The organism is Rhizobium croatiense (genome assembly GCF_019793465.1).
Lineage (GTDB): Bacteria > Pseudomonadota > Alphaproteobacteria > Rhizobiales > Rhizobiaceae > Rhizobium > Rhizobium croatiense.
In genome coordinates this window covers 118,608-138,520 of the sequence record NZ_JAILYJ010000011.1, presented here as the reverse complement: position 1 = coordinate 138,520, position 19,913 = coordinate 118,608, and the positions used below count along the sequence as shown (strand labels likewise).

Below are 19,913 nucleotides of genomic sequence, written 5' to 3'. Positions count from 1 at the left end.
CCGACATATATTAAATATCATGTACGTTCCGCAGATTGTCACGCGGGGATTAAGGTGTTGGCGATGGCAACCGCCAATCTTCACTTTGTTGTTTTTGCTGCTCTCAGCATGGGGCTTCGTCGCACCGTCGGCGTCTGACCGCGCGTCTGTCGTTCTCAAGTTGAACGGCGCCATTGGACCCGCGATAGCTGACTACGTAAAACGAGGCATTCAGCGTGCTGGCGAACGTGGAGCGGTCTTGATCATTCTGCAAATGGACACACCGGGTGGCCTTGACAGCTCCATGCGGGAAATCATTCGCGCGATCCTTGCCTCGCCGGTGCCCGTCGCGAGCTTCGTCGCGCCGAGCGGGGCACGGGCTGCCAGCGCCGGCACCTATATTCTCTACGCAAGCCACATTGCGGCAATGGCGCCCGGGACCAATTTGGGTGCGGCGACACCAATCGCGCTCGGCCTAAAGCCTTTCGGCGATACGGAACCCGAAAAGAAGCCGGGCGAGCCTGGCAAGCAGGCAGAAACTCCAGGCGATGCCCACGAAGCAAAAGCCGTTAACGACGCAGTCGCTTACATTCGCGGGCTAGCGGAATTGCGCAATCGCAACGCCGACTGGGCAGAGCGTGCTGTCCGTGAAGCTGCGAGCCTTTCAACCACTGCGGCAGTGCGCGAACATGCCATCGATTTCACGGCAGTCGATGTCACCGATCTCCTTGCAAAGGCACAAGGGCGCGTGGTGCGGGTCGGTCAAACGGAGGTCCGACTCGATACCGCCGGTTTGGCCGTGCAGGAATTCGAGCCTGACTGGCGCACGCGCCTGCTTTCCGTCATCACCGATCCGAACATCGCAATCATCCTGATGATGGTCGGCATCTATGGCCTGATCTTCGAATTTCTCGCACCTGGGACAATGCTTCCTGGCACGATCGGCGGCATCTGCCTTCTGCTTGGTCTCTATGCTCTGGCATTGCTGCCGGTGAGTTTTGCCGCCCTCGGGCTTATTTTCCTCGGCGTGGGATTGACTGTGGCTGAGGCGCATTCGCCAAGCTTCGGCGCTTTGGGCATTGGCGGCGGGGTAGCCGTGATCCTGGGAGCAACCATTTTGTTTGATCCCGACATACCCGGCCTGGAAGTGTCGCGCCCCCTACTGGGCGCAATTGCATTTGTGATTCTTGTCTTTAGCCTTGTCGTTGCTCGCCTGGCATTCACCTCGCGCTTGCGCCAGGTTGCCACCGGTGCAGAGGAGATGATCGGTATTTCCGGTAAAGTTGAGAGTTGGACGGGGCTCACGGGGTACGTCATTGCGCATGGCGAACGTTGGAAGGCGGTTTCCGCCGAACCCCTTGTTGCTGGTGACTTTGTCAGCGTGATCGGCCGCAATGGGCTGGCGCTCGAAGTCGCCAGCCGTCCAAAGGACACTTAACGGCGCTCAGGAAGCAGGAGGAGGAGTCATGGATATGTTTGCAGATCTTGCCTTCTATTTGGTGATCATTGTCATTTTGGTCGCCATCCTCGCATCCGCGGTTAAGATCCTGAGGGAATATGAACGCGGCGTCGTGTTCACACTTGGCCGCTTTACCGGAGTCAAGGGGCCTGGCCTGATTCTGCTCATCCCCTATGTCCAGCAGATGATCCGAGTCGACTTGCGCACGCGCGTACTCGACGTCCCCAGCCAGGACGTCATCTCACATGACAATGTCTCGGTTCGTGTCAGCGCGGTGATCTATTTCAGGGTTATCGACCCCGAGAAGTCGACAATACAGGTCGAGGATTTCATGATGGCAACAAGCCAGCTTGCCCAGACGACGTTGCGCTCCGTGCTCGGCAAGCACGACCTCGATGAAATGCTCGCAGAACGTGACAGGCTCAACTCGGATATTCAGGAAATCCTTGACACTCAGACGGATGCTTGGGGAATTAAAGTAGCCACTGTCGAGATCAAACATGTTGACATCAACGAGTCGATGATCCGCGCGATTGCTCGCCAAGCGGAAGCCGAACGCGAACGCCGCGCGAAGGTTATCAATGCCGAGGGCGAACAGCAAGCTGCAGCCAAGCTGCTGGAAGCGGCCGAAATTCTGGCCAAGCAGCCGGAGGCGATGCAGCTTCGTTACTTGAGCACGTTGAACGTCATCGCCGGCGAGAAGACTTCGACGATTTTATTTCCCTTCCCGATGGAGTTGGGCAATCTGATGGCCATTAAGCCGAAGTGATAATGCTGACACCGGGTGCAAGGGGCAATGGCGAGACTGCGCAGAAATGTCATGGATTAGCCCCTAAGGGAAGAAAATCTGACTGAGAATGAACAACGGACGACTCACCCAGCGACCTGAAGTCGGCGAAGTATTCACCCTCGCCGCTTGCATGAAAACGCCGCATGGCGGAACCCCGCATATGCTTGTGCCATTGCTGTTCGCTTGCCCATCTCTCGACGAAGATGCGAACGCGTCCATCATCGAGCGGCTGAGCTCGTAACGAAGACAGCCGTCCTCAACCAGAGTCGCTGCGACGAGCTTTTCCTGTGCAGCACCGAGGGCTGCCTCGTTACCGGGCTTTGCAGTGGCGATGGCGATGATGGTCAAAGGTACGTTCGACATGGAGAAACCCTCGCTCAGGCGATGGTATTGACGAGACCGCCTTCGGCGCGCAGAGCCGCACCGTTCGTGGCGGATGAACGGGGGCTGGCGAGATAGGCGACGAGATTTGCCACTTCTTCCGCTGCCACCATGCGCTGCAGGATAGAAGCCGAGCGAGCCGTGGCAAAGAATTCGGCCTCGATCTGCCTTATCGGTGCGGACGGGTCGCTTGCCTGACTGCGCAGGAAGGTCTCGATGCCTTCCGACCGGGTCGGACCCGGCAGCACGGAATTGACCGTGACATTCGTGCCGCGGGTTAGCTGGGCCAATCCACGCGAGATCGATAGCTGAGCTGTCTTGGTGGTCGCGTAGTGGATCATATCCTGGGGAATGGCGAGAGCCGATTCACTGGAAATGAAAATAATGCGGCCCCAGTTGGTTCCAGCATGCCTGGGAGATAGGTTCGTGACAGGCGCACGCCGCTCATGACATTGACGTCGAACAGGTGGCTCCAGTCGGCGTCCGATATTTCCCCGAAGGCCTTGCTCTCGTAGATGCCGAGATTATTGACGAGAATATCAACCGAAGGTTCGGCCTTGGCGATGATCGCGGCGCCCTCGGCGCTTGCAGCGTCTGCCAGAACTCCCGTGATGTCCGATCCGCCCGATGCTCCGACGGCAGCGATCGCGCTGTCGAGCTTCGCGCGGTCCCGTCCTGTGACGATGACGCGCGCCCCTTCCACCGCAAGCGTGCGGGCGATTTCGAGGCCGATGCCAGCGGTGGCGCCGGTAACAAGGGCGGTCTTGCCGGTGAGTTGCAGATCCATGTGGTGTCTCCAGATTGTTGCCGGAGGCAATTTATGATTTACGCGCACGAGGCACTATTGCCAACTGAAAACATGCACCTGTGAACGAGGATCATCAATGCCCCGTATTCTGATGGAGCGCTCGGGTGAGATGGAAGTGTTTGCACACGTTGTACAAGACGGTGGCTTCTCAGCCGCCGCCCGCAATCTCGACATCACCCCATCGGCGGTCAGCAAACTGATCGCACGCCTGGAAACGAGGCTTGGTACCCGCCTTCTGGTACGGACGACCCGCGCTCTGACACTAACGGAGGAGGGCGAGGCCTATTACCATTCGGCACTGAGGATTCTGCAGGAGTTGAATGACGCTGATCAGGAGGCGGCTGGAGGAGCGGTTCGTGGACGGCTGAGAATCAACACGACAATACCCTTCGGAACAATGTTCGTCGCACCGGCTATTCCAGATTTCATTGCGCGCAATCCCGATTTGATCGTCGATCTCAGCTTCACCGACGGCATTGTCGATCTGGTTGCGGAGAAGACCGACGTCGCCATCCGCATGGGCAACCTGCCGGACAGTGGTCTGATCGCCCGCAAGCTCGGGCAGAGCCGGCGCGTGGTCTGTGCGTCACCCGACTACCTGGCGCGCCGGGGTTCACCACAAGCACCTGCGGATCTCGAACAGCACGACTGCCTAACGTTCAATTTCCGGCGTGCAAGGCCGTCCTGGCCCTTTCGTGTCGGCGGCCAGGACGTCGCGCAACCTGTCAAGGGCAACATCGTCGTGAACAACGGCGAGACGATGAAACAGATGGCGCTGGCTGGTGCCGGAATTGCCAGGGTCGGTCTGTTTCATGTGGCCGATGAGATTGCGACGGGGCGGCTCGTTGCACTGCTCGAAGAGCATAATCCGGGGGATCTGGAACTGGTCCACGCCGTTTACGTCGGTGGCGGCCCCTTGCCACACCGTGTTCGAGCCTTCATTGAGTATATGGTCGTCACCTTGGATGAAGCACCCCTCTTGCGAGGGAATTCCTAGCCGGAGCAATGGAGAGAAAACGGTCACAAGTCTGCTTCGGAAAACAATTCGACGATCCAGTCGAGAAAGACGCGCACCCGCGGTGAAAGCTGGCGGTTCTGCGGGTAGAGCGCGGTAAGCGGCGTCGGCGGGGGAAGAAAGTCGCCAAGGACCTCGACCAGCGTCCCTTCGTCCAGATCCCGCTGCAGGCGGTAACGCGGTGCCTGAATGAGGCCGAAGCCGAGGCGGGCGAGATCGGTCATGGTGTCGGAGTTGTTGACCGTTAGCCGGCACGGCAAGGTTACGAAGCGGACCGTGCTGCCGACGGTGAACTCGAGCGGCATGATCTGCCCGGTGCGTGACGATATGAAACCAACGGCGCGATGCCCCTCCATCGCGTCTGGGGAGCGTGGCACTCCGTGCCTCGCTATATAAGCTGGGCTGGCACAAGTGATTTCAGCAATCATCCCGAGGCGACGCATGATCAGGCCGCTATCAGCAATCTCTCCGGCGCGGATGACGCAGTCGATACCCTCCCTGACCAGATCTACCAGCCGGTCGCCCTGCCCGATCTGCAGGTCGAGCAGAGGATAACGATCGAGGAATTCATTGAGTCGCGGCAACAGGAATGTGCGCGTCAGCAAGGGATGGGCGTCGACGCGCAGCAGGCCGCGCGGTTGCATGTCACGGAACACGTTTTCCGCCTCGTCCACCTCCGTGAGGATTGCGACACATCGCCTGTAGAAGGCCGCGCCGTCCAGTGTCGGCGCGACATGCCGGGTCGTTCGCTCGAGAAGGCGAACGCCGAGATCGTCCTCCAACCGCTTGATCGCCTCGGTAGCCGTGGAACGGGCAAGCCCAAGGTCGGACGCCGCCGCGGCGAAGCTACGCCGCTCGACGATCCGGATAAAGAGCTGCATGCGGTCAAGCCGATCCATGACGTTATTCACCACATCCGAATTCTGTTGTCAAAATGTGGGAGATTGTTCTTCTAAGGCATCGGCAATATCTCCAGTTCCGTCAAATAGGAGAAAGGTGCCATGACCATCAAAGGACAGCGCGTCGCTATCGTCACCGGCGCATCGAAAGGCATCGGCCGAGCCATTGCGCTTCGGCTGGCGAAAGACGGCATCGCCATCGTGGTGAATTACGCAAGCGGCCGTCAGGCGGCTGATGCGGTTGTCGCAGACATTGAACTGGGCGGCGGGAAGGCTCTCGCGGTGCAGGCTGACATAAGCGGTCCGGCCGCGGCTGCCGATCTGTTCACCGCGGCCGAAGAGCGCTTCGGCGGGGCCGACATCCTGGTCAACAATGCCGGCATCATAAAGCTGGCTCCGATTGCCGATATGGACGACGCGAGTTTCGAGCAGCAGATCGCCATCAACCTCACAGGGACATTCCGCGCCGTGCGCGAAGCAGCCCGTCGGCTCCGCGATGGTGGGCGCATCATCAATTTCTCTTCCAGCGTCGTCGGCGCATACGGGCCGACTTACGGTGTCTATGCCGCAAGCAAGGCGGCCGTCGAGGCGATCACGCACGTCGCCTCGAAGGAACTCGGCCCGCGCGGCATTACAGTCAATGCGGTGGCGCCCGGTCCCGTCGAGACGGAACTGTTCATGTCCGGCAAGCCCGACGAACTCGTGCAGAGAATCGTCGCTACCATTCCGCTGGGGCGCTTGGGCCAACCGGATGACATTGCCTCGGTCGTTTCCTTCCTCGCCGGCCCGGAAGGCGGCTGGGTGAACGGTCAGGTGCTACGCGCCAATGGCGGCATGATCTGAAGTAGAACCCCAAGAAAGGAGAGTCCTATGCCATTCGTTAACATAAAGACGCCGGAGGGCGCGCTCAGCCGCTCCCAGAAGGAAGAAATCGTGCACCGCGCCACCGACATGCTGGTGGAGTATTTCTCCGAGGCGGCACGGCCACACACAATGGTATTGATCGAGGAAGTGAAGGACGGCGGATACGGACGTGCGGACGAGATTTTCATCCTTCCACATGCCTATCGCGCGAAAGAAGACAGTTGATTCCGAGAGTGATCGGAACTGGTGCGGAGGTTCCGCACCAATTCGCCCAGCCAGGGCATACGGTGCCGGTGAGAATACGCGAGGAGCGTGACCTGCCTGCCGGACATGTTCCTGAGGGACCGGAACTTAAGACACCTCATCCAATCTCCAGCGAAGCAGATTCGCGGTGAGAGGCGCGTTTTGGGCAAGAGCGATCCAGCAATTGAGGACAAGACTAGGCAGCGTCCGGTCGATGAGCCGATGTCGGCGCGTCGAGGCATGCGGGATAGTAGCAATGACTCGCAAGATAGGCGGAGCGCGCCGTCGGGAGGAGAACGCGAGGACCGAGCTCAGCGAGCGCAGTCCTGGCTGGTGTACTACGGGCAAACCGAATTCAACCGGCATGCCGTCGGGAGCGCTCCCTGCCGCCTAGTTTGAACGGCTGGAACCATAGCGGCGTCTGGACTCGGTCAGATCCTGGCACCACCGGTCGCATCAATCATCTGGCCCGTGGTCCATCGCGCATCGTTCGATGCGAGGAAAGCGATGACGTCGGCGACGTCCTCCGCCCGGCCGACGCGGGAGAAGACCGAGAGTGCTTCGGCGCCAGCGCGCGCGTCCGGTGATGCCAGCCATTCGGCATTCATATCCGTCTCTGTCACACCCGGCATCACGGCATTGACCGTAATCCCGCGAGCTGCAAATTCAGGGGCCAGCGCCAGTGTCAACGTCTCCAGCGCTCCCTTGGAGGCCGCATAGGCGGGATGGGTCGGTGCCGCGATCCGGGTGAACCCGGTCGAGACATTGATGATGCGGCCGTTGTCGCGAATGTGGTCGGCCATTGCCTGGATGAGGAAGAACGGCGCCTTGTAGTTGATCGTCATCACCTCGTCGAACGCGGCCTCGCTTGTTTCTCTCAAGGGCAACGCCGGCGCGATGCCGGCGTTGTTCACCAAGATGTCCATAGCCGACGTGCCCCTCTCGACACGCGCAGCTTCGCTGAACTGCGCCCAGAGGCTGTCGGCCGCGTCCTTGCCGTCTCTAAGATCAGCCTTAACCGCGACGGCCTTGACGCCCAGCGCCTCGATATCGCGTACTGTGGCACTGGCCGCATCCGCATTGGCGGTGTAGTGCACGCCAATCAGCGCGGCACCCTCCTTCGCAAATGCAAGGGCGGCGGCCCGGCCGATCCCGCGCGAACTTCCGGTGATGAGTGCTATTTTGCCTGCGAGTTTTTGGGACATGGATCACTCCGTTGCTAAATTTATAGTGACCCCTATAATAAGACCCGACAGACGGCTGTCAATGATTTAATAGGGATCACTATTTTTATGGAGAAGCAAGTCCGCAAACGAGGCAGACCGCGCCTGCTCGATCGCGACGTCGGGCTTGACATCGCAGCGCGGCTGTTTTGGGAACGCGGCTACGAAGGAACCTCGACGGCCGACCTTACGAAGGCGATGGGTATCAATCCACCGACCCTCTATTCGATGTTCGGCTCAAAGGAAGACTTGTACCGTCAGGCACTCGATTTCAGCATTGCCCGTGAGAGCACGCGCCGGTCGCAGATCCTGCAATCGCATCTACCGGCTTACGATGCCCTACGCCTGTACCTCTACGATATCGCCGACGGCGACACCCAGCCGGACAAGCCGCGAGGCTGCATGGTCTCGACGGCCGTCCTCCAACATGCGGAAGAAAATGCGTCCGTCGCACGGATGACGGCGGCCTTGCGCGAAGCAGCAATACAGACCCTCAAAGCCCGCTTCGACCGTGCCGTCGAGGACGGTGAACTGCCGACGCAAACCGACACCGATACGCTCGCGCGGTTCTACGGTGCGATCATTCAAGGGATGTCCGCCCAAGCCTGCGATGGCGCCTGCAACACGCGGCTGAAGCGACTGATCGACATCGCACTCACGGCCTGGCCCGGGGAGCTTCGGACCTGACTGGGAGTTCGACCGAAGACACGTTGATCGCTGGTGTTGACTGCAAGGGAGAATTTTATCGGTGGTTCGTCCACGGGCGCCATGGAGAAGTTCGAACTTGCAACCCACGGATTCAAGAAGTCATTTTCGTACATTGAAGACGGACTTGATGACCGCCTTGACGCGGATCGAACCAACGCCCCTTGGTGCTTGAGAACAGCGGTCTGAATTTTCTTTGGGGAATCGGTGAGGGAACGGGAATTGCCCTTACGATCATCGCGGTGTTGTCGGTGCTATTTATCCTTTCGGCAGTTTCCGGAGTGGGCAAGGGCGTTCAGTTCCTGAGTAACATGAACATGGTGATCGCGGCCGTGCTGCTACTGTTCCTAGCCATCATCGGGCCGACCATCTTCATCCTCAATACCTTCACCGAAGCACTTGGGGACTATTTATCCGATCTCGTCACCATGTCGTTCCGCACCGCCGCCTTCAGCGACGGCAAGTGGTTGGGCAGCTGGACGATCTTCTACTGGGCTTGGTGGGTTTCCTGGGCGCCTTTCGTAGGGGTCTTCATTGCACGCATCTCCAAGGGGCGCACGATCCGTGAATTCATCATCGGCGTTCTGCTCATTCCGAGCGGCGTAACCTTCCTCTGGTTCACGATCATGGGTGGCACGGCGCTACATTCCGAACTGATGGGGGCCGGCGGCCTCGTCGAGGCTGTCAACACGAAGGGGGCCGCCATCTCGCTGTTTGCCCTGCTTGAACAATATCCCGCAACCGCGCTCACCTCATTCGTCGCGATCTTCCTTGTCGCCATCTTCTTTATCTCGGGCGCGGATGCCGCCTCGATAGTGATGGGCATGCTCTCGTCTCGCGGCACGCTTGAGCCCGCACGCGGCATCGTCGTGCTGTGGGGTGGCCTCGCCGGAGCGTCGGCCTGTGTGTTGCTGGTGATGGGAGGCTTGCAGGGCTTGCAGACCGCGTCGATTATCGCGGCAGCACCCTTCCTCGTCGTCATGGTCGGACTATGCGCCTCGCTATGGACGGCACTGTTGGACGACCTGGAAGACCGGCCTGAGCCACTCTCTCCCCTTTCAGAAGGTCCGCAATTGGCCACACCGGCTGTTGAATAGATCACGAGTCTCTCCATCCAGCGCCAATGAACCGCACCTGGAGGTGAATTTCAGGTGCGGCTTTGGCGTGGGAGTGTCCGGGCATAATCAAGTTTGAAGCAGAAACGCTCGAAGAGAGGGAAAGAAGATGACCGTCCCCGGATCTGGCCAACGGGCGCGGCGAATGTTCGAAACCCGATGTGCTGGGCAAGGCGATGGACGCTCGTCTGGGAAACGCTGCACCTTCGCGCGATTGCGGCAGCACTACCGAAAGCCTATCCGGATGCTCCGATATCAGCCTCGCGACCAGTTTGATGGCCTCTGGAATACGATCTTCCGCTTTAGAAAGCGTGCCATGCAGCCTCGCGCACCAAATTCTGCCATCGCCCTCCGCCGATGTTCAAGAAATAGGCAATTGCTGCACAGTGTACACAGTGTTAGTCCGACGAGAAATTGCAGCTAGCCAAATCAATGACTTATGACGTGGCACACCTCTTGCATGAAACTTCGCGAGTTGGTGGCTAGGGTTCCGGCGTTCCTCTTTGGGAGCGTGCTGGTCCGAGAGCCACCACCGGCTGGGGGAGAAATCCCACCGGATGCACGGCGGGACAAAAGCCCGGGAGATCTCGTAAGCCAAGGGATTGGCGGCGCGATGGTCTTTGCCGATCCCTTTTTGAAAAAGCAAAAGGGGAATTTCTATGCAGACTTTTTCGAAGATTCTTTCCGTAACGGCCCTTTCGGTATCGTTGGCTTTCGGGTTCGGCTCCCCCGCTGGCGCAGCACCGAAAGCCAGTTTCAAGGTTGCCTGGTCCATCTATGTCGGTTGGATGCCATGGGGCTATGCCGCCGATCACGGCATCGTCAAGAAATGGGCCGATAAATACGGCATCAATATCGAAGTCACCCAGTTCAACGATTACGTCGAGTCGATGAACCAGTACACGGCGGGCGCCTTTGATGCCGTGACGCTCACCAACATGGACGGCCTCTCGATCCCGGCGGCCGGCGGGGTCGACACGACGGCGGTCATCGTCGGCGACTTTTCGAACGGCAATGACGCCGTCATCCTGAAGGACAAGGCGAGCCTTAGCGACATCAAGGGCCAGAACGTCAATCTCGTCGAGTTTTCCGTCTCGCACTATCTACTCGCCCGTGCGCTTGAAAGCATCAAGCTGAGCGAGCGCGACGTGAAGGTGGTCAATACATCAGATGCCGACATGGTCGCCGCCTACAAGACGCCTGATGTCAGCGCCGTCGTCACCTGGAATCCACTCGTCTCCACCATTCTGGAGGATCCCAGCGCCAAAAAGGTTTTCGACAGCTCGCAGGTCCCGGGGGAGATCATAGACCTGATGGTCGCCAATACCGACGTGCTGAAGGACAATCCGAACTTCGGCAAGGCTCTTGCCGGCATCTGGTACGAGACGGCCGCACTGCTGCGCGCCGATACCGCCGAAGGCAAAGCCGCCCGCGAAGCCATGGGCTCTGCATCCGGCACCGACCGTGCCGGCTTCGAGGCGCAGCTCGCCGCGACCAAGCTCTTCGATAAGCCGGCCGACGCCGTTGCCTTCACCGCCTCGCCCAGCCTGCCGAAGACCATGGATCTCGTCCGCAGTTTCCTTTTCGAAAAGGGCCTGCTCGGCAATGGCGCGCCGTCCGCTGACGTTATCGGTATCGAAATGCCTGACGGCAAGGTGCTGGGCGATACCGGCAATGTGAAGCTTCGCTTCACCGAGACCTACATGAAGGCAGCGGCCGACGCCTCGCTCTGATCACAACAGGGGCGCGGTTCGGCCGCGCCTCCTCCCCTTTCCCAGCGGAGCATTTCCCATGCGTTGGATCAACACGAGGCCAAGCCGGGGCGCGCAGCTTGCCTTGACGCTGCTGCCCTTCGTGCTGGTCGCGCTTGCCTATGCCGCCGGCTCGGCTGCGCGATTGGCAGAAAACCCCTATGACAAGCTTCTACCAAGCCTCGCGGGCTTCGCCGATGCGATCAACCGCCTGGCTTTCATCGCCGACCAGCGCACGGGTGAATATCTGCTCTGGTCGGATACCGGAGCGAGCCTGATCCGGCTACTCTGCGGCCTCGGCATCTCGACGGCGATCGCGCTTCTCATCGGCATGCTGATCGGCATGCTGCCCTATCTCCGCGCGCTGCTCGCCCCTTTCATCGCCGTGATCTCCATGGTGCCGCCGCTCGCGCTTTTGCCGATCCTGTTCATTGTCATGGGGCTCGGCGAAACCTCGAAGATCACCCTCATCGTTATCGGCGTTGCACCGACGATGATCCGGGACCTGGCATTGAAGGCGCTGGAGCTGCCCCGCGAACAGATTGTCAAGGCCGAAACGCTTGGCGGCTCCTCCTGGCAGATTGGGCTGCGTATCGTGCTGCCGCAGATCCTGCCGCGGCTGATCACCTGCCTGAGATTGCAGCTTGGTCCTGCCTGGCTGTTCCTGATCGCGGCCGAAGCGATCTCGTCCGATTCCGGCCTCGGCTACCGTATCTTCCTCGTCCGCCGCTATCTCTCGATGGATATCATCTTTCCCTACGTCATCTGGATCACGCTGCTTGCCGTGGTCATGAACGCCCTGCTCGATCGCTTGCGTATCGCAGTCTTCCCGTGGTCGGAGCTGGAGAAGCAGGCATGAGCGAACTGAAGATCGAAAGGGTCTGGAAGGAATATGGCGATCAGATCGTACTGGAAGACGTCTCGCTCACCGTCGCTTCGCGCGCCTTCGTCGCCCTCGTCGGCCCCTCCGGCTGCGGCAAGACGACGTTTCTGCGCATGCTGCTCGGCCAGGAGCAGCCGACGAAGGGCAAGATTCTGCTCGACGGTGAGCCTCTGCCGTCGGAGCCGGGGCCGGATCGCGGTGTCGTCTTCCAGCGCTACTCCGTCTTCCCGCATCTGACCGTGCTCGGCAATGTCCTGCTCGGCAGGGAATTTTCCGCCGCGCGCTACAGGGCCAAGCTCTTCGGCGCGCCCCGCCGCAACGCGCTCGAGGAAGCGGGCCGGCTGATTGCCGAGGTGGGTCTTGCCGGTTCCGAAGGCAAATACCCGGCCCAGCTTTCGGGTGGCATGCAGCAGCGCCTTGCGCTGGCCCAGGCGCTAATCATGAAGCCGAAAGTGCTGCTGCTCGACGAACCCTTCGGCGCGCTCGATCCGGGCATCCGCGCCGAGATCCACACGCTGATGAAGCGGCTCTGGCACGAGACGCAGATGACCGTTGTCATGGTCACGCATGACATGCGCGAAGCCTTCACGCTTGCGAACCGTGTCGTGGCATTCGAGCGCCGCCGCAACCGGCCGGAGGAAAGGGAGCGCTACGGTGCCACCATCACCAAGGATATTTCCATCTGGCCGCCGCGCCTTGCCGGCCAGCCATCGATCTTCAGCCCCGATCGGGACGGCCCGGTCGCTTCCCTGGGGCACAGCCGGGACGACCTGGCACCGTCAGGAGAGATGCAATGATGCATGTGGGACGCTCACCCGAAGAAATCGCCGCCAACCGCGCGCGATATGAGGAGCATCAGAAGAAGGGGCTGGAATTCGCCCCCAAGGCGCTGCCCGGCCCCAGCCCCTTGCCGGCGCCGGCCATCGACGACGCCGCTATCATCCACCGGGAAACCGTCCCGGGCGGCTGGTACTGGTCGACGAAAGTTTCGCGCGGCGAGGCGATCCGCATCGAACAAGCGGAGGGCAATTCCACCGTGGCGCTCGTCGCCTGGAGCGCCGCCGATAGCAGCGAACGGATCAATCTCGTCGATACCGCCAAAGTCCAATGGACGACGGCGCTCGGCAAGGGGCGCGTGATCTTCTCGGACATGGGGCGCATCATGTTCTCGATGATCGAAGACAGTTCCGGCGCCCATGACTGCCTGATGGGCGGCTCGACGGCTGCCTCGAACGCAGCCAAATATCCCGGCGAAAAGACGCGCAACACCCGCGACAACCTGGTCCTCGTCGCCGGCAAGCTCGGCCTTACCCGTCGCGATATTCCCGGCATCCTCAATCTCTTCGCGCCCGTGCGCCTTGCCGAGGCCGGCGGCTTCGGCTGGCAGGGCAAGCGCTCCAACAGCGGCGATTATGTCGAACTCCGTGCCGAGATGGACATTCTGGTCGGCTTTTCCAATTGCCCGCATCCGCTCGATCCGGATCCAACCTACCAGCCGAAACCTGTTGTCATCACGCGCTACAAGGCGGAAGCCCCGGCTGCGGACGATCTTTGCCGCTCGGCAACTGCCGAAGCGGTGCGCGGTTTCGAAAACAACGCCTTGATGCAGGCCTGAGGAGAAGACGATGTCCGATTTCATCCAGACCTCTCCTGTCCGCACCATGGAAAATGCCGCGCAGGATCACTTCATTGCAGCCGAAGCGCCGTGGTCCGGGATCGTGCGCAAGGGCCAGATCATCCGTATCGAGGATAGCTACGGACAACAGGCGATCGACACGCTTTTCTACCGTGCCGATGATTTCTCGGAGCGTTATTCCAACCAGGACACGATGCGCATGCAGGGTGCCGCCTATGTCGGCATCGGCACGAAGATCATGTCGAGCGAAGGCAATGTCATGCTGACCATGACGGCCGACAGCTGCGGCCGCCACGACACCTCGGCCGGCGCCTGCTCCTGCGAGAGCAATACGGTGCGCTTCGGCCACGGCACGAAATACCTGCATGCCTGCCGCGACAACTTCCTGCTCGAAGTTTCGAAACACGGCATGAGCAAGCGCGATATCGTGCCCAACATCAATTTCTTCATGAACGTGCCGATCCAGCCGACCGGCGAGATGACGATCGTCGACGGTATTTCCGCACCCGGGGACTATGTCGAACTCGTCGCCGAGATGGATGTGCTCTGCGTCATCTCCAATTGCCCGCAGATCAACAACCCGTGCAACGGCTTCGATCCGACGCCGATCCGGGTGCTGATCTGGGATGGCGAGGCCTGATCATGTTCAAGAAAGTTCTGATCGCGAACCGCGGGGAAATTGCCGTGCGGGTGATCAAGACCCTGCAGCGCATGGGCATTGCCTCGGTCGCCGTCTATTCCGATGCCGACCGTTTCGCCAAAGCGGTGATGATGGCCGACGACGCCGTCCGGCTCGGTCCGCCGCCGGCCAGCGAAAGTTACCTGAATGTGGATGCCGTCATCGCCGCGTGCAGGGCGACGGGAGCGGAAGCCGTCCATCCCGGCTATGGCTTCCTCTCCGAAAATATCGGTTTTGCCGAGCGGCTGGCAGCCGAAGGCATCACCTTCATCGGTCCCCGGCCGGAACATCTATCGGCCTTCGGCTTGAAGCATACGGCCCGGGAACTCGCCAAGGCGAGCGGCGTACCGCTTCTGCCGGGTACGGGCCTGCTGTCGAGCGCCGAGGAAGCGCTTTCCGCAGCGGAAGCGATCGGCTACCCGGTGATGCTGAAAAGTACGGCCGGCGGCGGCGGCATCGGCATGCAGCTCTGCGCCGATCCGGAAAGCCTGAAGGCTTCGTTCGAGAGCGTGCAGCGTACGGCGCGCGCAAGCTTCGGCGACGCACGCGTCTACATAGAGCGCTTCGTGGCGGAGGCCCGGCATGTCGAGGTGCAGATCTTCGGTGACGGCACAGGCAACGTCATTGCGCTCGGCGAGCGGGACTGCTCGCTGCAGCGGCGAAACCAGAAAGTGGTCGAGGAGACCCCCGCCCCTGGTCTTTCAGCCGCAACCCGTGGCCGCCTGCACCAGGCAGCCGTCGATCTCGGCGCTTCGGTTTCCTATGAATCGGCAGGCACGGTCGAATTCATCTACGATCCGCTGCGCGAGGAGTTCTATTTCCTTGAGGTCAACACGCGTCTTCAGGTCGAGCATCCCGTCACGGAAGCCGTATTCGGCATCGACCTCGTCGAATGGATGATCCGCCAGGCCGCGGGTGAAGACGTGCTCTCCGGCGCAAAGGCCCTCGAGCCGAAAGGAGCAGCAATCGAAGTGCGCCTCTATGCCGAGATGCCGCATGCCGACTTCCGCCCAAGCGCCGGCCTGTTGACGGAGGTCGTCTTTCCCCAGGATGCACGCATCGACGGCTGGATCGAAACCGGCACCGAGGTGACGCCCTTCTACGATCCGATGCTCGCCAAGGTGATCGTCTCCGCCAAAGACCGGCCGACGGCGATTGAAAAGCTGAAGAAGGCACTTGCCGAAACATCGATATCCGGCATCGAGACCAATCTCGATTATCTCAGCGCCATTGCCGGCTCCGAACTCCTCGCCAGTGGCAAGGTGGCGACGACGGCGCTGCGTGATTTTTCCTTCGTGCCCGACGTTATCGAGGTGCTCGCGCCCGGCGCCCAATCAAGCATCCAGGAACTGCCTGGCCGGCTTGGCCTCTGGCATGTCGGGGTGCCGCCAAGCGGTCCGATGGATGAGCGCTCCTTCCGCCACGCCAACCGCCTTGTCGGCAACGGCGACACGGTCGCAGCACTGGAGCTGACAGTATCCGGCCCGGTGTTGAAGTTTTATACCGATACGGTGGCCGCGCTTGCCGGCGCGAGGATGGCGATGAGCGTCGATGGAAAGGCGCTGCCGCATGGCAAAGCCGTATCGATCAGGGCCGGTCAGATCCTATCAATCGGCAGCATCGATGGACCGGGGCAGCGCGCATACCTCGCCGTATCAGGCGGTTTCGCAGCGCCGCTCGTGCTTGGCTCGCGCGCCACCTTCGGCCTCGGCCAGTTCGGCGGCAACGCCACCGGCACGCTGAAGACCGGCCACGTTCTGCGTCTTGCCCGCAAGGCCGCGACCGAGCCGCCGACGCCGGCCGCGGAGCCTGCGGAACTGACGCGCGAATGGGATGTCGGCGTTGTCTATGGTCCGCATGGGGCACCCGACTTCTTTCAGGACAGCGATATGGAAACGCTGTTTTCGACGAGCTACGAGGTGCATTTCAACAGCGCCCGCACCGGGGTGCGTCTGATCGGCCCCGCGCCGAATTGGGCGCGCAGCGATGGCGGCGAGGCTGGCCTTCATCCCTCAAACCTGCATGATAACGCCTACGCAATCGGCGCGATCGACTTTACCGGCGACATGCCGATCATCCTTGGTCCCGACGGGCCGAGCCTTGGCGGCTTCGTCTGCCCGGCGGTGATTGCCCGTGACGAGCAATGGAAGATGGGGCAGTTCAAGCCTGGCGACCGTATCCGCTTTCATCCCGCCGTGCGGCCAGAAGATCCGATCGCCGGCCCAGTCGTGCATCGGGCAAAGGAGGAGGCGGGCTCGCCGATTATCGGCAAACGCGACGACGGCCCGGTCTCCGTCGTCTATCGCCGCCAGGGCGACGACAATCTGCTCGTCGAATATGGACCGATGACGCTCGACATCGCCCTGCGACTGAGGGTGCACCTGCTGATGCAAGCCGCAGCGCAGGCACATCTGCCCGGGATCATCGATCTCACGCCCGGCATCCGCTCGCTGCAGATCCACTATGACGGTACGGCACTCAACCGCAAGCGCCTGCTCGGTCTTCTGGCAGAGATCGAGGCGGGGCTGCCGGCGGCGCAGGACGTCAAGGTGCCGAGCCGTATCGTCCATCTGCCGCTTTCCTGGAATGATCCGGATGCCGAGCTCGCCATGCGCAAATACCAGGAACTCGTGCGGCCGAACGCGCCCTGGTGCCCTGATAACATCGAGTTCATCCGCCGCATCAACGGCCTGCCCGACGAACAGGCCGTGCGCGATATCGTTTTCGATGCCAGCTATCTCGTGCTCGGCCTCGGCGACGTCTATCTCGGCGCACCGGTCGCGACACCGGTCGATCCGCGTCATCGGTTGGTGACGACAAAATACAATCCGGCCCGCACCTGGACGCCGGAAAATGCCGTCGGCATCGGCGGGGCCTATATGTGCATCTACGGCATGGAGGGCCCGGGCGGTTACCAGCTTTTCGGCCGTACCATCCAGGTCTGGAACACATGGAGGCAGACGCCGGTGTTTGCCAAGGACAAGCCCTGGCTGCTCGACTTCTTCGATCAGATCCGCTTCTTCCCCGTCAGCCACGAAGAGCTGAGCGAAGCCCGCGCCGCCTTTCCGCACGGAGGATATCCGGTCAGGATAGAGGAAAGCGAGTTCTCCTATGCCGCTTATGAGACCGGGCTTGCCCGCGACGCAGCCGCCATCGGCGCCTTCAAATCGAAGCAGCAGGCCGCCTTCGAAACGGAGCGGCAACGCTGGAAGGAACTCGGCCTCGACAGCTTCACCGTCGATGAAAGCGCCGGCGGCAGCCTTGCCGGCGAGATACCGCAGGGTTGCTTCGGCGTCGAAAGCGCGGTGCCGGGCAACGTCTGGAAGATCCTCGTCGAAGAGGGGCAGCCGGTGGCAGCCGGCGACACACTGGCCATCATCGAATCCATGAAGATGGAAATCAACGTAACCGCACATGCCGGCGGCCGCGTCCGCGATCTGCGTGCCGGCCCTGGGCGCAATGTCAAAGCCGGCGATGTGCTGGTCATTCTGGAGGAAATCTGATGCTCCCCACCATTCTTGATCTTGCCTCGCTGCGGTCCGCCTATGCGACGGGCCTTTCCCCGCTCGATCTGGTGGAAGAGATCATCGCGAGATGCAGCGCGTCCGACGATCCAGCCATCTTCATCACGATGACGCCCGAGGAGGAATTGCGCGCCGCCGCCCGCGAGCTGGTCGCTCGTGCGCCGGAACCGAACAGCCTGCCGCTCTGGGGCATTCCCTTCGCCGTCAAGGACAATATCGATGTAGCCGGTCTGCCGACAACGGCCGCCTGCCCGGCTTTCGCCTATCAGCCGCAGGCGGATGCGACAACGGTCGCGCGCTTGCGGGCTGCCGGCGCCATCGTGATCGGCAAGACCAATCTCGACCAGTTCGCAACAGGGCTGAACGGCACGCGCTCGCCGCATGGCGCGCCGCGTTCGGTATTTGACCGCAACTATGTCTCCGGCGGCTCCAGCTCGGGTTCGGCCGTCGCCGTCGCAGCCGGTCTGGCAAGCTTTTCGCTCGGCACCGATACGGCCGGTTCGGGCCGAGTGCCGGCTGCTTTCAACAATCTCGTCGGCATCAAGCCGACACCGGGGCTAGTGCCCAATGTCGGCGTGGTGCCGGCCTGCCGGAGCGTCGACGTCGTCACCGTGTTCGCCGCGACGGTCGGCGACGGCATTGCCATCCGCCGGATCATGGAGGGCTACGACGCCCGCGATCCGTTTTCACGGCAAGCCACACCTGCAAGCCTGCCGTCGAGGCGCCCGCGCATCGGCGTTCTCGACGGCGCGGAACGCGAATTTTACGGCAACAGGGACGTGGAGGCGCTCTATGACGCGGCAATCGAAAGGGCGCGATCGCTGGGTGCAGTGATCGTGCCTTTCGACTACGCGCCATTCCGGCAGGCGGCCGAACTGCTCTACAACGGCCCCTGGGTCGCGGAGCGGCTGGCGGCGGTCAAGGAATTCCTGGCAACGAATGGCGGCGACTTCCACCCGACGGTGCGGGCCATCATCGAAGGGGCAAAGGCCTATGATGCCGTCGACGCCTTCGAGGGCCGCTACAAGCTGGAAGCATTGCGGCAGAAAACAAGGGCCGAATGGGCGAAGGTGGATTTCCTGATGCTGCCGACATCCCCCACGACCTATAGCGTCGACGAAATGCAGGCGGACCCGATCGCTAAGAACAGCCATTTCGGCCGCTATACCAATTTTGCCAATCTGCTCGATTGCGCGGCGATCGCCATTCCCGCCGGTTTTGACGCAGACGGTCACCTGCCCGCAGGCGTGATGCTGGTAGGACCCGCCTTCACCGACGACGCGCTGGCGCCCTTTGCCGACGCCCTGCATCGCGCCGCGGAGGCCGGAATGGGCAAGGACCGCAACATCGCGCTGCCGGAGGCAAGTCGCGTTTTACCCACCGCTGACGACTTCGTCCCCATCGTCGTCGTCGGTGCCCATCTGACGGATATGCCGCTGAACCACGAACTGACGCGGCCGGGCGGATACAGGCTGAGAACAGGACGAACGGATGGCAGCTACCGCCTCTTCGCCCTCAACGGCCCGATCCCGCCCAAGCCCGGGCTGGTACGCGATCCGGGCTTTGCCGGCGATGGCGTGGAGATCGAGGTCTGGGCGCTGCCACCGGCCGCATTCGCCCGTTTCGTCCAGAACATTCCGGCGCCGCTTGGCGTCGGCAAGATCACGCTCGACGACGCGAGTTGCATTACGGGATTCTTGTGCGAGGCTCATGCGGTCACGGGTGGCCGGGAGATCACCGAATTCGGCGGCTGGCGCAACTATGTTCGCTCAACCAGTCCGGTGGCATAAAGGAAGAGAGGATGCGAAGATTTCTGTCCAAGGCAGCGCAGCTCCTTCTAAGAGGTTTCATTGCCAGGACCTGCGCGATCTCAGCGGGTAAGTCTCAAAAAGGCATCGGTCCGGGCGCAAATTGATGCTTTTCGCGCGCAATAATTTTTCCTACTCACTGCTTGAAAGC

15 protein-coding genes, 4 pseudogenes and 1 riboswitch are annotated in these 19,913 nt (G+C 61.3%); of the genes and pseudogenes, 14 read left to right on the top strand and 5 right to left on the bottom strand.

The annotated features are described in order from the left end of the window. Window positions 1-19: 19 nt before the first annotated feature. Together K6M89_RS18910 and K6M89_RS18905 are read left to right on the top strand one after the other, a co-directional pair. A complete protein-coding gene (locus tag K6M89_RS18910) occupies window positions 20-1,417 on the top strand; it encodes an NfeD family protein (protein ID WP_222140576.1) in 1,398 nt (465 codons plus the stop codon). 28 nt (window positions 1,418-1,445) lie between these two features. Then, the gene (locus K6M89_RS18905; RefSeq protein ID WP_222140516.1) at window positions 1,446-2,207 is read left to right on the top strand and encodes a slipin family protein; all 762 of its coding nucleotides are present in this window, start codon (window positions 1,446-1,448) and stop codon (window positions 2,205-2,207) included. A 49-nt stretch (window positions 2,208-2,256) separates the two neighbouring features. On the opposite strand, the pseudogene K6M89_RS18900 reads toward K6M89_RS18905, so the two are convergent. Then, window positions 2,257-2,591 (bottom strand): annotated as a pseudogene (locus K6M89_RS18900) (putative quinol monooxygenase). A gap of 14 nt (window positions 2,592-2,605) precedes the next feature. After that, a pseudogene (locus K6M89_RS18895) lies at window positions 2,606-3,396 on the bottom strand (SDR family NAD(P)-dependent oxidoreductase). A 97-nt stretch (window positions 3,397-3,493) separates the two neighbouring features. Between K6M89_RS18895 and K6M89_RS18890 the strand changes: the two are divergent. Then, window positions 3,494-4,414 carry a LysR family transcriptional regulator gene (locus K6M89_RS18890; RefSeq protein ID WP_222140515.1) on the top strand — a complete coding sequence of 307 codons (921 nt, stop codon included), beginning with the start codon at window positions 3,494-3,496 and terminating at the stop codon, window positions 4,412-4,414. 23 nt (window positions 4,415-4,437) lie between these two features. Here K6M89_RS18890 and K6M89_RS18885 read toward each other — a convergent pair whose 3' ends face one another. Continuing rightward, complete coding sequence (locus K6M89_RS18885; RefSeq protein WP_222140514.1) at window positions 4,438-5,331, bottom strand: LysR family transcriptional regulator; 894 nt, start codon at window positions 5,329-5,331, stop codon at window positions 4,438-4,440. 102 nt (window positions 5,332-5,433) lie between these two features. Between K6M89_RS18885 and K6M89_RS18880 the strand changes: the two genes are divergently transcribed. Beyond that, window positions 5,434-6,174 carry an SDR family oxidoreductase gene (locus tag K6M89_RS18880; protein ID WP_222140513.1) on the top strand — a complete coding sequence of 247 codons (741 nt, stop codon included), beginning with the start codon at window positions 5,434-5,436 and terminating at the stop codon, window positions 6,172-6,174. A gap of 27 nt (window positions 6,175-6,201) precedes the next feature. After that, window positions 6,202-6,420 carry a tautomerase family protein gene (locus K6M89_RS18875; RefSeq protein WP_222140512.1) on the top strand — a complete coding sequence of 73 codons (219 nt, stop codon included), beginning with the start codon at window positions 6,202-6,204 and terminating at the stop codon, window positions 6,418-6,420. A gap of 449 nt (window positions 6,421-6,869) precedes the next feature. Here K6M89_RS18875 and K6M89_RS18870 read toward each other — a convergent pair whose 3' ends face one another. Continuing rightward, on the bottom strand, window positions 6,870-7,643 hold the full coding sequence (locus K6M89_RS18870; protein ID WP_222140511.1) for an SDR family oxidoreductase: 774 nt from the start codon (window positions 7,641-7,643) through the stop codon (window positions 6,870-6,872). A gap of 87 nt (window positions 7,644-7,730) precedes the next feature. On the opposite strand from K6M89_RS18870, the gene K6M89_RS18865 reads away from it, so the two are divergent. After that, window positions 7,731-8,348, top strand: coding sequence for a TetR/AcrR family transcriptional regulator (locus K6M89_RS18865; RefSeq protein WP_222140510.1), 618 nt, complete (start codon window positions 7,731-7,733; stop codon window positions 8,346-8,348). Window positions 8,349-8,542: 194 nt separating this feature from the next. Beyond that, a pseudogene (locus tag K6M89_RS18860) lies at window positions 8,543-9,463 on the top strand (BCCT family transporter); the annotation flags it as partial. Between the two features lie 50 nt (window positions 9,464-9,513). On the opposite strand, the pseudogene K6M89_RS31120 reads toward K6M89_RS18860, so the two are convergent. Continuing rightward, window positions 9,514-9,752, bottom strand: a pseudogene (locus K6M89_RS31120) (hypothetical protein); the annotation flags it as partial. Window positions 9,753-9,952: 200 nt separating this feature from the next. Continuing rightward, window positions 9,953-10,067, top strand: a riboswitch (guanidine-I (ykkC/yxkD leader). A gap of 73 nt (window positions 10,068-10,140) precedes the next feature. Here K6M89_RS31120 and K6M89_RS18855 point away from each other — a divergent pair. Genes K6M89_RS18855 through atzF form a run of 7 tightly spaced genes read left to right on the top strand, consistent with a single transcriptional unit; the run spans window position 10,141 to window position 19,744 of the window. Next, window positions 10,141-11,214, top strand: a complete 1,074-nt coding sequence (locus K6M89_RS18855; protein ID WP_222140509.1) for a putative urea ABC transporter substrate-binding protein — start codon at window positions 10,141-10,143, stop codon at window positions 11,212-11,214. Window positions 11,215-11,272: 58 nt separating this feature from the next. Next, window positions 11,273-12,091: an ABC transporter permease gene (locus tag K6M89_RS18850; RefSeq protein ID WP_222140508.1), complete on the top strand. Its 819-nt coding sequence runs from the start codon at window positions 11,273-11,275 to the stop codon at window positions 12,089-12,091. Beyond that, a complete protein-coding gene (locus K6M89_RS18845) occupies window positions 12,088-12,912 on the top strand; it encodes an ABC transporter ATP-binding protein (RefSeq protein ID WP_222140507.1) in 825 nt (274 codons plus the stop codon). The genes K6M89_RS18850 and K6M89_RS18845 overlap by 4 nt, the downstream gene beginning before the upstream one ends. Next, entirely contained in the window at window positions 12,909-13,730 is an 822-nt protein-coding gene (locus K6M89_RS18840; RefSeq protein WP_222140506.1) for an urea amidolyase associated protein UAAP1, read from the top strand. Before K6M89_RS18845 ends, K6M89_RS18840 begins: the two co-directional genes overlap by 4 nt. A 10-nt stretch (window positions 13,731-13,740) precedes the next feature. Beyond that, complete coding sequence (locus K6M89_RS18835; RefSeq protein ID WP_222140505.1) at window positions 13,741-14,391, top strand: urea amidolyase associated protein UAAP2; 651 nt, start codon at window positions 13,741-13,743, stop codon at window positions 14,389-14,391. Window positions 14,392-14,393: 2 nt separating this feature from the next. Beyond that, window positions 14,394-17,933, top strand: a complete 3,540-nt coding sequence (gene uca / locus K6M89_RS18830; protein ID WP_222140504.1) for an urea carboxylase — start codon at window positions 14,394-14,396, stop codon at window positions 17,931-17,933. Next, on the top strand, window positions 17,933-19,744 hold the full coding sequence (atzF, locus tag K6M89_RS18825; RefSeq protein WP_222140503.1) for an allophanate hydrolase: 1,812 nt from the start codon (window positions 17,933-17,935) through the stop codon (window positions 19,742-19,744). The genes uca and atzF overlap by 1 nt, the downstream gene beginning before the upstream one ends. Window positions 19,745-19,913 lie beyond the last annotated feature (169 nt).

What these genes read in the sequence shown, in the direction of transcription:
- K6M89_RS18880 (WP_222140513.1), top strand. Translation starts at nt 5,434, where the DNA reads ATGACCATCAAAGGACAGCGCGTCGCTATCGTCACCGGCGCATCGAAA.
- atzF (WP_222140503.1), top strand. Translation starts at nt 17,933, where the DNA reads ATGCTCCCCACCATTCTTGATCTTGCCTCGCTGCGGTCCGCCTATGCG.
- K6M89_RS18870 (WP_222140511.1), bottom strand. Translation starts at nt 7,643, where the DNA reads ATGTCCCAAAAACTCGCAGGCAAAATAGCACTCATCACCGGAAGTTCG.
- uca (WP_222140504.1), top strand. Translation starts at nt 14,394, where the DNA reads ATGTTCAAGAAAGTTCTGATCGCGAACCGCGGGGAAATTGCCGTGCGG.
- K6M89_RS18850 (WP_222140508.1), top strand. Translation starts at nt 11,273, where the DNA reads ATGCGTTGGATCAACACGAGGCCAAGCCGGGGCGCGCAGCTTGCCTTG.
- K6M89_RS18865 (WP_222140510.1), top strand. Translation starts at nt 7,731, where the DNA reads ATGGAGAAGCAAGTCCGCAAACGAGGCAGACCGCGCCTGCTCGATCGC.
- K6M89_RS18855 (WP_222140509.1), top strand. Translation starts at nt 10,141, where the DNA reads ATGCAGACTTTTTCGAAGATTCTTTCCGTAACGGCCCTTTCGGTATCG.
- K6M89_RS18845 (WP_222140507.1), top strand. Translation starts at nt 12,088, where the DNA reads ATGAGCGAACTGAAGATCGAAAGGGTCTGGAAGGAATATGGCGATCAG.
- K6M89_RS18840 (WP_222140506.1), top strand. Translation starts at nt 12,909, where the DNA reads ATGATGCATGTGGGACGCTCACCCGAAGAAATCGCCGCCAACCGCGCG.
- K6M89_RS18885 (WP_222140514.1), bottom strand. Translation starts at nt 5,331, where the DNA reads ATGGATCGGCTTGACCGCATGCAGCTCTTTATCCGGATCGTCGAGCGG.
- K6M89_RS18875 (WP_222140512.1), top strand. Translation starts at nt 6,202, where the DNA reads ATGCCATTCGTTAACATAAAGACGCCGGAGGGCGCGCTCAGCCGCTCC.
- K6M89_RS18835 (WP_222140505.1), top strand. Translation starts at nt 13,741, where the DNA reads ATGTCCGATTTCATCCAGACCTCTCCTGTCCGCACCATGGAAAATGCC.
- K6M89_RS18910 (WP_222140576.1), top strand. Translation starts at nt 20, where the DNA reads ATGTACGTTCCGCAGATTGTCACGCGGGGATTAAGGTGTTGGCGATGG.
- K6M89_RS18890 (WP_222140515.1), top strand. Translation starts at nt 3,494, where the DNA reads ATGCCCCGTATTCTGATGGAGCGCTCGGGTGAGATGGAAGTGTTTGCA.
- K6M89_RS18905 (WP_222140516.1), top strand. Translation starts at nt 1,446, where the DNA reads ATGGATATGTTTGCAGATCTTGCCTTCTATTTGGTGATCATTGTCATT.